This is a genomic window from Synechococcus sp. CS-1328, from assembly GCF_025128095.1.
Classification (GTDB): Bacteria; Cyanobacteriota; Cyanobacteriia; order PCC-6307; family Cyanobiaceae; genus CBW1002.
Genome location: NZ_JAHLYT010000066.1, coordinates 19,248 through 29,408 on the forward strand (window position 1 = coordinate 19,248; position 10,161 = coordinate 29,408).

Here is a 10,161-nt window from a genome sequence, read left to right on the forward strand (position 1 = left end):
AAAGATGAACGAATGTTAAAATTATTAAAACAGCAATCGATCTGATCGCCAGCATGGATGTGGAGACGTCACAGTCCGATCGCTCGTCGACTTCAGTGGCTGCTTTTCATGTAGGCAATGAGCCTGCCGATCGCTCCGATGCTCCGATCGAACTGGCCCCCGATGTGTGGTGGGTCGGGCGTCGCCTGCCGGACGACCGCTTCCAGTGCCATGCCTATTACCTGCGCAATGGCAACAACGGGGTCCTGATCGATCCGGGCTCGCCGCTCACGATCGAAACCACCCTGGCCAAGGTGGCCCGGATCGACGATCTGAGCGCGATTCGCTATCTGGTCTGTCACCACTGCGATCCCGATATCGCGGCGGCCCTGCCGATGTTGTCCGAGCGCCTCAGCCGGCCGGATATTCAGGTGGTCACCGAATGGCGGGCCATGGCGCTGCTGCGCCATTACGGCCACCGTTTCGATTACTACCTGGTCGAGGAACAGAATTGGCGGCTGCCCCTGGAAGGGGATCGCGCGCTTGAGTTTCAGCTGACGCCGTATCTGCACTTTCCTGGAGCGATGGTGTCGTATGACACGGCCTCCAGGATTCTGTTTTCCTCCGATCTGTTCGGCGGCTTCGTTCCCAATGCCGCCGATCTGATCTGCCGAGATCTTGATGTCCTGATCGCTAGTGCCAAGCCCTTTCATCAGCACTACATGCCCAGCACGGAGCTGTTGTCGGCGGGGCTCACCCGGGTCCAGCACCGCTGGCCCCAGATCGCCATGATCGCGCCCCAGCACGGCCATGTCGTGCCTGGCCCGCTGGTGGAGAAGGCCTTCAACCGGCTCAAGGTTCTGGAGTGCGGCATCTTCGCCCTGGCGGATGCCGACATTGATTTGCGGCGCTTATTGCGCATCGCCGAGGCGCGTAGCCGCCTGTTTCAAGTTCTGCTCTCCCAGGCGGCCCCCACCCAGATGCTGGTCACCATCAAACTGGTGCTGCAGCGTATCCGCGGAGTCCGCGATTGCGTGCTCTCGATTGAGCTGCCTGATCAGGGGTGGACCAGTTGGAGTGGCACACCACCGGAACCGCGACTGGAGGGGCCACCGCTGAACTGGGAGCAGGTGGTGCTCAGCACCCTGCCGCCGGCGCGGCTGTCGCTGCTGATGGACGACAAGATCCCTGTGGATGAGGATGTTCTGCGCATGCTGAAGGACATCACGCCCTCTCTTCAGGCGTGGATTGATGGTGTGGTGGAGGAGCATCAGGATCACCAGCGCATGCTTGAGCTGAAGCACCTGGCCACAACCGATCCGCTCACGGCCCTGAGCAATCGGCGGGCCCTTGAATCTGACCAGCCCAGCGGTGCCTACGCCCTGCTGTCGTTCGACATTGATCACTTCAAGCGGATCAACGACAGCTTCGGCCATGCGGCCGGTGATCAGGTGCTCAAGAAGGTGGCTGCTGTGATGACCAAGGCCGTGCGAGAGGGAGACGCTGTGTATCGCCTCGGCGGAGAGGAGTTTCTGGTGGTGCTCCCCAAGATTGATCCGGCCATGGCTCTGGGGATCGGTGAACGCATCCGCCACCAGGTCAAGGCCCTGGATCTCCAGGGGTTGGCCCCGGATGGGGGTGTGACCATCAGCGCTGGCCTGTTCGTGTCTGATCCGGATCAACCTCTCCCGTTCGATGCGGCCCTCGCCATGGCCGATGGGGCGCTCTACCTGTCCAAGCAGCAGGGCCGCGACCGCCTCACGGTGGCCTGAGGGATGCCCGTGGCCTGAGCTGGGGGCCGCAGTCAGGCGACCTCAGTACTCAGTAGTAGCGGCGGGGGTTCTGGCCGATCGCCAGCTGCACCTCCACCAGGAACAGCAGCAGGGCCACGATCAGCGCCAGCATCGCCAGCACGAAGGCAGGCACCACGATCGCTGCCAGGTCGAGGGCGGCCACGGTGCTGATGAACAGCACGGCCACCACTCCCGCCACCAGCAAGGCGCTGATACTGCTGCAGAGAATGGCGCGGTTGATCAGGAAGGTGCGGCGGTGCTGCACCTTCAGGGACTTGGCCAGGGTTTCGGCCTGTTGGCCGCCGCCCCGTTCCAGGGTCTCCTGCATCACCCGGGTCCGGTCGATGATCCGAGCGAGTCGGCCGGTGAAGGTGCTGAGCAGACCACTGATACCGGTGAGCAGAAACACCGGCGCCACCGACAGCTGGATGGCCCGGGAGAGGGCGACCACGGCCGAGCCCTGCTCCGGCTCGCTCAGGATCCCCAGCAGGATGGTGGTGGGCAGGCTGCCCTGCATCGGAGACATTCACCGCAGACTGCGACCCTACCGACTCTGATCCGATGACCTCGATCAACTGCCGTTACGAGGGCGGCCTCCGCTGCCAGGCCCTGCATGAACCCAGCACCACCGAGCTGGTCACCGATGCCCCCACCGACAATCAGGGGCGGGGGGAGTGCTTCTCCCCCACCGATCTGGTGGCCACCGCGCTCGCCACCTGCATGCTCACGATCATGGGAATCACAGCCGAGCGGCACAACTGGCCCCTGGAGGGCGCCACCGCCCGGGTGGAGAAAAGCATGACCAGCACGGGAGCGCGGCGAATCGAGAAGCTGGAGGTGTGGATCAGCCTGCCGCCGGAGCTGGAGGATTCCGCCCGGGCGGCGCTGCGCCGCGCTGCCGAGGCCTGCCCGGTGAAGAAGAGCCTGGAGGGGGCCGTGGCGATGGAGATGCACTGGGCCTGATCCTTTGCGGCTGGCCACGCTGAGAACGAGCCGATCGGCCGGTGGCCGTTCACATGATCTCCGGACCACCGGAGACGGGCGAGATATGCAGAAGGTCGGCGTGAATGCCCAGCCGTTCCTCCGCAATCATCATCGCGGTTCCCAGGGAGGTGGCTTCGAGCATCGTCACATTGCCCTCCTGATCCAGGACGCGGTACACGCGGGGCCCCTGGCGTTTCACTTCAGGCCAGGGCTCACCACACAGCCTTCGCCCAGGCCGCTCAAGGTCTCGGAAGGGGGGAGTCATGGTCGGATTGGTTGATGACGATGAGCAGGGCCGAGCCGCCAGTCGCGTGGCATTGAAACAAGATCCTGGGCTTGGTTCTGGGTCCCGTCTTCGCTGTGGGACCGTCTTCGCAGGGGGTCTGGTGGTGAATTTGCCCCATTTTGCGGTTGAAGGGGATGGGGTGTCAGCGGTTCAGGGGAGTTCTTCATCGCAGGGGGCGGGGCCAACATCCGGATTGGCCCCGATCCGTTGTTAATGGGATTTTGTTATTGGATCAGGGCGTCATCTGGGTTCAGGTCTCTCTCTCCCCCTCCATCACTCTCTGGTGCCATGATCTGGTGATCGGCGGTGTCCGAGGAATTGGCTGTCGATGCTGCCTCTATTCCTGCAGGTTTAACGAGGCTCTGGACAACCCCCTGTTGAGAAGCTGCCGTCAAGACAGGGAAACGAGTCTCAATCCTTGGTTCGAGCATTTCCTGGGTTATCCAGACCCTCCTTAAGTGTCAGTGATTCACATGTAGAGGCTCCTGAATTGCTGTCGAATCGGTTGAGATCCTGGGATGCTTTCTCTGGCATGGAATGCTGCATCTCGCCGTACATCGTTATCACATTGCTTTGTGCCACGGGCTGGAGCGGCGGGCGGCCTCGGGGTGGCCATCGGCCAGGTATTGGACAACCATCGGCCAGGCATCGGTCAGGCTCTCGGGGAGGGTCGGCATCCGGCACCGGCTTGTCGTTTGGGGCTGAAGGAGGGGATGGCGCTTCGGATGCGTCGCCATTGCGCCTAGCTCATCCCGGTTGACGTATTCCAGGTGACATTATTCAAGTTCAAAGATGTCTTTCCTCTGATTCTTTCCAGGCAATGCTTTCCAGGTGAGGCATTCCAGTTGACGGTTTTCAGGCGGTGCCTTCCAAATCGCGCCTTCCAGGTGGCGTTTTCCCAGCCCTGATCTCCGTCGTCTGATTGCTGGAGTTGGTGGTCCTCAGTCCCTGGCCTTTCCCTCGGGATTTGGTCGTTGGGCAGCACCGAGTCAGGGCACGGTCCCGTGGAGCAAGGGGCAGAATTCGTCGATGCTTCCTTTCCACTGGTTCACCCAGACCGTTGCCCTCGGCCTCGGCATCGCCTTCAGTCCGATCAACATCGCTCTTGTGGCTCTGCTGCTGCTGGGGCGTCAGCCGCTGCGCCGTTGCGCCACCTTCCTGGGGGGGTGGGTCCTGGCCAATGCCGGAGCCCTCTCCGCCGTGGTGCTGGTGGGCAGCCGCTTCAGCTGGGCCATGCACCTGGGCAGCCGCGGTCAGGTGCTGATGGACCTGATCGGCGCCGGTGCCCTGGTGGGGCTGGGGCTGTTTCAGCTCACACCGGCGGTCGCCATGGGGGAGGAGGGCTGGGCCATGCAGCTGATGGGCCAGCTGCCGGAGCTCGATGCGCTGCCGCTGCTGGCTCTTGGGGCCGGCTGTGCGTTGGTCAGCCCCGAAAACCTGGTGTTCTATGTCAAGGAGGGCGGCATGCTGCTGGCCAACCACTCTGATCTGCGGGGCGATCTGGAGGTGGGCTCCGTGTTCGTGACCATGACCACCTCGCTGTTGCTGCTGCCGCCCCTGGCCTGGATGGTGAGCGGCGGCCGCTTGCGCCAGCCCCTCTCTTCGCTGAACGACTGGCTGGTGCACCGGGCCGAATGGCTGGTCGGGGTGTTCGCGCTGCTGCTGGGTCTCTACCTGGGTTGGCAGGGCATCGAAGGGCTGCACCAGATGGTGGAGCTGGTGGGCTGAGCGACGCCCGTTCCTCTCAAGGATCAGCTTGGTCCCCCGGCTCCAGTTGAAGGGTGCTGTGGGCAATGCCGAGCTGGGCGAGTCGTTGCTTGGCCTGGTGCAGCAGTTCCAGGTCGTCGACCTCTCCGGTTCGACGCACCACATGGGCGGTCAGGGCGTTCTGGGAGGTGCTCATGCTCCAGATGTGCAGATGGTGCACATCCACAACGCCTGGCAGGCTGCGTAACGCCTGATTCACCGCCGCCGGCTCAATCCCGGCAGGCACCGCATCGAGGGCGACCCTCATGGACGCGCCCAGCAGGGACCAGCCCGTCCAGGCCACCGCCAGGCCGACCCCAATGCCGGTGGCGGCATCGAGCCAGTTCCAGCCGGTCAGTCCCACCACGATGGCGCTCACGAGCACCGCGGCCGACACCGCGGCATCGCCGAGCAGATGAATCACTGCCGCCCGGCGGTTGAGGTCGTGGCTGCCGTCGTCGCCAAACAGTCGGGCGGAGAAGAGGTTGACGGCGATGCCCAGCGCAGCCGCCCAGGCCACGGGAGTGCTGAGCACCTCGACCGGGGCATTGAGGCGTTTGATCCCCTCCACCAGCACCACGGTGGCGGCCATCAGGATCAGCCCCGCATTGGCCAGGGAGGCCAGCTGGGTGGAGCGGCCGTAGCCGTAGGTGAACTGGTCGTTCGGGGCTCGCGTGCTCAGCCGCTCGGCGCCCCAGCCCAGCAGCAGGCCGGCCACATCGCCAAGGTTGTGCACGGCATCCCCGACCAGCGCCAGCGACCCGAAGCCGACGCCGATGGCGAGCTGCAGGGCCGAGAGGCCGCTGTTGAGGATCACGCTCCAGCGAAAGGCCGTGCCGGATCCGGCGCGGTGCTGATGCTGGCGGGGGTGGGGCTGGCGCTGGATCTCCACGGCCGGGTGGCTGCGGCTCTCGTGCTTGGGGGGCATGGGGGTCAGGCGAGTTGGCGGTTGAGCAGCCCTGCCAGTAGCAGGGCGACCGCTGTGGTGATCATCACGGTGAGGATCTCGGCTGGCTGCATCGGCGCCAGGCTGAGCACCTGCTGCAACCCGGGAATGGCCAGCAGCAGCAGCCACAGCCCCAGGCCGATGCCCGCACCGGCGGCCGTGATGCGGCTGTGGGGATCTCCGTTCAGCCACACCAGGCCTCCACCGGCGAGCAGCAGCAGCGAGAACACCAGGCTGCGGTGGGTTGCGGCGGCCGTATCGGGCCAGAAGACCAGCACCAGGGCGGCCACCATCACCACGGCGCCCTGGGTGAGGGAGTGGCGCCAGGTGTCGGGCCCGAACAGGGGCGCCTCCGGTGGGCGGGGGGGCTGCCGCATCAGGCCCGGGCTGGCGGGCAATGCCTCGAACACCACCGTGCAGGCCGGATCGATCACCAGGTGCAGCAGGGCGATGTGCACCGGCAGCAGGATCAGGGCCTGGCCTGGCAGCAGCAGGGGCACCAAGCCGAGTGCTGCGATCGGCAGGTGAATGGCGAGGGTGTAACCCAGTGCCCGGTGCAGGTTGGCATCGACCCGCCGGCCCAGTTCGAGGGCCTGCACCAGATCGCTGAAGGTGTCGTTCAGCAACACCAGATCGGCGGATTCCCGGGCCACGGCGGTGCCGCGCTGCCCCATGGCCACGCCGATGTCGGCGGCCTTGAGGGCCGGGGCGTCATTGACGCCATCGCCGGTCATCGCCACCACCTCACCGGCGGCCTGCAGGGCCCGCACCAGCTGCAGCTTCTGCTGGGGCATCACCCGGGCGAACACGGACACCTCACCGATGGAGGCAGCCAGCGCCTGGGGCGTCAGGGCGTCCAGCTCCGAACCGGAGAGCACCGGACCGGACGGCAGGCCCGCTTGATCGGCGATCGAGCGGGCCGTCACCGGGCTGTCTCCGGTGATCATCACTACGCGAACGCCCGCACCTCGAGCCGTGGCGATCGCCGCCGGCACATCCGGGCGCAGTGGATCGGCCAGGGCCAGGAACCCCACCGGCTCGAACAGGTAGCCGTGCACGTGTTCGGGAAGAGCGCCGCCGCTCGCGAACGGTTGACCTTCGTGCACCGTCACGCCATCCAGCCCCCGCGCCACCGCCAGCACCCGCAGCCCCCTGGCGGCAAGCCGATCGGCGGCGGCCAGCAGTGCCGTGGTCTGCCCGGCATCGAGGTGACACAGATCAGCGATCGCCTCGGGGGCGCCCTTGGCGGCCAGCTCCAGACCCCCTTTGCTGTTGTGCCAGAGGCGGGAGAACACCAGCAGATCGCTCTGCAGGGGGTACTCGCGCTCCAGGGGCCAGTCGGGATGCAGGTGTTCGGTGCCGCCGAGCTGATCGGCGGCGAGGCGCTGGATCGCCAGTTCCATCGCATCCACCGGGTCACCGCGGCTGGCCAGCACCGCCATTTCCACCAGGGCGTGAAAGGGTTCCTCCAGGGGGTCTCCCGCCTGCCAGCCCTCCAGCTCCGGCCAGGTGAGCAGCTGCTGCACCCCCATGCGGTTCTCGGTGAGGGTGCCGGTCTTGTCGACGGCGAGCACGGTGGCGCTGCCGAGGCTCTCCACCGCCGCCGGCCAGCGGGCCAGCACGCCGATCCGGGCCAGGCGCAGGGCGCCGAGGGCCAGGAACAGGGCCAGCACCACGGGGATTTCGTTGGGCAGCACTGCCAGGGCCAGGGCCAGGGCGGCCAGCAGGGCTTCGGGCCAGTTGCCGCTGACCGCCCCCTGAATCACCGCCAGGGCCGCGCAGAGCCCCAGGGCCAGCACGGTGAGGCGACCGGTGAGGCGACGGGTCTGGCGCTGCAGGCGGGTGGGCGGCGGTTGCACCGTGGCCAGGCTGCTGCCAAGCCGGCCCAGCTCGGTGGCGCCAGCCACCGCCACCACCTCCGCCCAGCCGCGGCCGCTGGCCACCAGGGAACCCGCCAGGATCCGCTCCCCGGCCGTGGAGCGGGCGACCGGCAGCGATTCCCCGGTGAGCAGCGACTCATCCAGCCACAACCCCACCGCCTCGCTGAGGGCGGCATCGGCCGCCACCCGATCGCCTTCCTCCAGCCGGAGCCGATCGCCCACACGCACCTGATCGGCGGGCAGCTCCAGATCCTCCCCAGCCCGCCGCACATGGGCGTGGGGCGCCGAGAGTCGGGCCAGTTCGGCCAAGGCGTGGTTGCTGCGCTGCTGCTGGACGGCATCGAGCAGGCTGATGCCCACCACGAACACCAGCAGGATGCCGCCATCGACCCATTCGCCGATCAGGCCGTAGATCAGGGCACAGGCCAGCAGCAGCAGGTTGGTGGGCTCAAGCCAGCTCATTCGGGCCCCTCTGATGCTCCTCCTTAGCGCCATTGGGCAGTCTTGCCCTGGCTGGGATGGGCGATCCAATCGGGTGCGATCAGATCCGCAGCCTGCCGGGCCTCGCTCAGCACCTGGAACAGCAGCCGCGGCGACTCCCTGAGCAGCTCGATCCAGTGGGCCAGGTAGGCGGCGTGGTTGCAGACATCGCTGCCGATCTCGAGCCGATCACCCAGCAGCACCGCCCCGAGCTCGGCCACCAGTTCTTCGCGGGCATAGGCCCGGCTGCTGGAGGCGCTGCCTCCCATCCGGCCGGAGAGATCCCGCTGGAGCCGGGAGCCATGACCGCTGGAGTGGATCGCCTCATGGGCCCAGGTGGCGTAGAGGGCACTGGCGGAGTGGAAGGCTGCGCGATCCGGCAGCTGGATCCGATCGATGGTGGGGAAGTAGCAGGCCCGCTCGCCGCCATGGCTCACCGGCACCGGCCAGGCGCTGAGCACCGCTTCAGCGGCCGCCAACCGCTCCGGCTCCGCCCGGATGGCTATCCCTTCGACTGCCTGGCGGGCTTCGATCAAGCCGGCCAGGGCTTCGCCCTGCAGATCGGCGATATGGAAGACCGGCACCGGCCGGTAGCTGACCCAGACGTTTTCGCTGGCCTGGCCCGAGCCGGAACTCTGACCAGCACCCTCGCCACCTCCACCCCCCTGAGTCAGTTCCGGTTCACCTTTGCGATGCACCTGTGGCCGCAGCACGTATATGGCCTTGCTGCCCTTGCGGGGGACGATCCCCCGTTTCCTGGCTTCTGAGAAGCCACACCAGTAGGGCAGGGCAGCGCCTTCGCCGCCGGAGGTGCGCTGCGCCAGGCGAATGTGCAGGCCGAGGCTGAGCAGCACCGGATTGGCGCCGCGATAGCGGTGGCCGGAGAGCAGATTCACGTGGTGGCCGCCGCCGCTGCCATCCCACTCGCGGCGCCAGGGGGTGGTACCGTCCTCCATCAGCTCGATCAGGGAGGCAACCAGCTTCAGCTCCGGAGAAGCCTTGGGAGATGGGGAGACGACAGCCATGGATCAGCGGCGCAGTACCGGAATCACCCGCGCGGCCAGTGATCGGGGCCGGCTGGGAACTCCACCAGATCCAGTGCCACCAGTGTCTTATCGCCGGCGCTGAGCTGGCTGCCTGGAATCCGCTGCAGCCGCCACTCAGCTGTTCTTTCGCACGTGTGGTCGTTGCTGAGGCGCTGGTGGTCTCCACCCTGAATGCACCGCTGAGTTTTGGATGAGGAGTTCGCCGCCGCCAAGGATCATGTGGTGGCCATGGGTGCTGCCGAGAAAGTCCGCGGCCCCGGCGGCGGCTTGAAAGCCCCGGGCCTAAGCCCCCTGGCCGCCGGCGAGATAGACGCCCTGGTGGGCGAGAGCGTGTTCCCCTTCCTGCGCACCCTGGGCAGCCCAGGAGAAACCCAACTCCTTATTCTGGTCAATCCGCACTTCGCCGGATCGCTTGATTTCGAAAGCACCAGCGGCAAGTTGCATCAGGTGGTGCAAACGAAGAAGACCGAGCTGCTGTTCATGGCGCTGTTTCTGCAGCTGCTCAAACCCGACGGCCATGCGGCTGTAATCGTGCCGGATGGGGTGCAGTTCGACTCCTCCAGGATCCATAAGCAATTGCGCCGCACCCGGATAGATGGGGCAGACCGAGCGGACAACTTTGCTGACACAGGCGGAAACCAGGCTGGTACCCGTTCAGGGGCCGTGACGCAGCAACGCAGCATTCACCGCCCTTGATCACTCATCAACGAGCGGCCACAGACACCACGATCGATGACAGCCGATTAGGGATTCGGCAACAGCGATGGCATCTCGCCGCCGCGATGATGGGCGATCAAGGCCTGCTCCAGGAATTGCCAGATCTCACGGCCCTGTTGCCGCAGGCTGGTGGTGACCGTGAGCAGCCTGCTGCGGCAGATCGCACCCTGGCGGGATTGGACGCCATGGCTGATCTTGCGCTGAATCACCGAATGGCGCAGGGCACGCTCGGCAGCAGGGCTCCAGCTACGCCGGCGGGGCTAGAGATTGCCCTTGTGCTGGGCGCCATCCACCGCCAGGCACA

10 protein-coding genes are annotated in these 10,161 nt (G+C 66.2%); 4 read left to right on the forward strand and 6 right to left on the reverse strand.

What is annotated here, in order from left to right; translation table 11 throughout:
* Positions 1-95 precede the first annotated feature (95 nt).
* Entirely contained in the window at positions 96-1,751 is a 1,656-nt protein-coding gene (locus KQ310_RS12115; RefSeq protein WP_259721988.1) for a diguanylate cyclase, read from the forward strand.
* Positions 1,752-1,800: 49 nt separating this feature from the next.
* Here the strand turns inward: KQ310_RS12115 and KQ310_RS12120 are convergent, their stop codons facing one another.
* A complete protein-coding gene (locus tag KQ310_RS12120) occupies positions 1,801-2,289 on the reverse strand; it encodes a DUF2721 domain-containing protein (RefSeq protein WP_259721989.1) in 489 nt (162 codons plus the stop codon).
* Positions 2,290-2,333: 44 nt separating this feature from the next.
* Between KQ310_RS12120 and KQ310_RS12125 the strand changes: the two genes are divergently transcribed.
* Positions 2,334-2,735, forward strand: a complete 402-nt coding sequence (locus tag KQ310_RS12125) for an OsmC family protein (protein ID WP_259721990.1) — start codon at positions 2,334-2,336, stop codon at positions 2,733-2,735.
* Positions 2,736-2,784: 49 nt separating this feature from the next.
* Here KQ310_RS12125 and KQ310_RS12130 read toward each other — a convergent pair whose 3' ends face one another.
* Entirely contained in the window at positions 2,785-3,021 is a 237-nt protein-coding gene (locus tag KQ310_RS12130; RefSeq protein ID WP_259721991.1) for a hypothetical protein, read from the reverse strand.
* Positions 3,022-4,071: 1,050 nt separating this feature from the next.
* On the opposite strand from KQ310_RS12130, the gene KQ310_RS12135 reads away from it, so the two are divergent.
* Positions 4,072-4,770 (forward strand): GAP family protein, encoded by a 699-nt coding sequence (locus KQ310_RS12135; protein WP_259721992.1) that lies wholly within the window; start codon positions 4,072-4,074, stop codon positions 4,768-4,770.
* A gap of 16 nt (positions 4,771-4,786) precedes the next feature.
* Here the strand turns inward: KQ310_RS12135 and KQ310_RS12140 are convergent, their stop codons facing one another.
* From KQ310_RS12140 to KQ310_RS12150, 3 genes are read right to left on the reverse strand one after another with little or no spacing between them, the layout of a single operon-like run.
* A complete protein-coding gene (locus KQ310_RS12140) occupies positions 4,787-5,716 on the reverse strand; it encodes a cation diffusion facilitator family transporter (RefSeq protein WP_259721993.1) in 930 nt (309 codons plus the stop codon).
* Between the two features lie 5 nt (positions 5,717-5,721).
* Positions 5,722-8,076: an HAD-IC family P-type ATPase gene (locus KQ310_RS12145; protein WP_259721994.1), complete on the reverse strand. Its 2,355-nt coding sequence runs from the start codon at positions 8,074-8,076 to the stop codon at positions 5,722-5,724.
* 23 nt (positions 8,077-8,099) lie between these two features.
* The gene (locus KQ310_RS12150) at positions 8,100-9,119 is read right to left on the reverse strand and encodes an ArdC family protein (RefSeq protein WP_259721995.1); all 1,020 of its coding nucleotides are present in this window, start codon (positions 9,117-9,119) and stop codon (positions 8,100-8,102) included.
* A gap of 207 nt (positions 9,120-9,326) precedes the next feature.
* On the opposite strand from KQ310_RS12150, the gene KQ310_RS12155 reads away from it, so the two are divergent.
* Positions 9,327-9,836 carry an SAM-dependent methyltransferase gene (locus KQ310_RS12155; protein WP_259721996.1) on the forward strand — a complete coding sequence of 170 codons (510 nt, stop codon included), beginning with the start codon at positions 9,327-9,329 and terminating at the stop codon, positions 9,834-9,836.
* A gap of 47 nt (positions 9,837-9,883) precedes the next feature.
* On the opposite strand, the gene KQ310_RS12160 is transcribed toward KQ310_RS12155, so the two are convergent.
* Entirely contained in the window at positions 9,884-10,066 is a 183-nt protein-coding gene (locus KQ310_RS12160; protein WP_259721997.1) for a hypothetical protein, read from the reverse strand.
* Positions 10,067-10,161 lie beyond the last annotated feature (95 nt).

Coding starts and splice junctions, on each gene's coding strand:
- KQ310_RS12120 (WP_259721989.1), bottom strand. CDS start 2,289: ATGCAGGGCAGCCTGCCCACCACCATCCTGCTGGGGATCCTGAGCGAG.
- KQ310_RS12125 (WP_259721990.1), top strand. CDS start 2,334: ATGACCTCGATCAACTGCCGTTACGAGGGCGGCCTCCGCTGCCAGGCC.
- KQ310_RS12130 (WP_259721991.1), bottom strand. CDS start 3,021: ATGACTCCCCCCTTCCGAGACCTTGAGCGGCCTGGGCGAAGGCTGTGT.
- KQ310_RS12135 (WP_259721992.1), top strand. CDS start 4,072: ATGCTTCCTTTCCACTGGTTCACCCAGACCGTTGCCCTCGGCCTCGGC.
- KQ310_RS12140 (WP_259721993.1), bottom strand. CDS start 5,716: ATGCCCCCCAAGCACGAGAGCCGCAGCCACCCGGCCGTGGAGATCCAG.
- KQ310_RS12145 (WP_259721994.1), bottom strand. CDS start 8,076: ATGAGCTGGCTTGAGCCCACCAACCTGCTGCTGCTGGCCTGTGCCCTG.
- KQ310_RS12150 (WP_259721995.1), bottom strand. CDS start 9,119: ATGGCTGTCGTCTCCCCATCTCCCAAGGCTTCTCCGGAGCTGAAGCTG.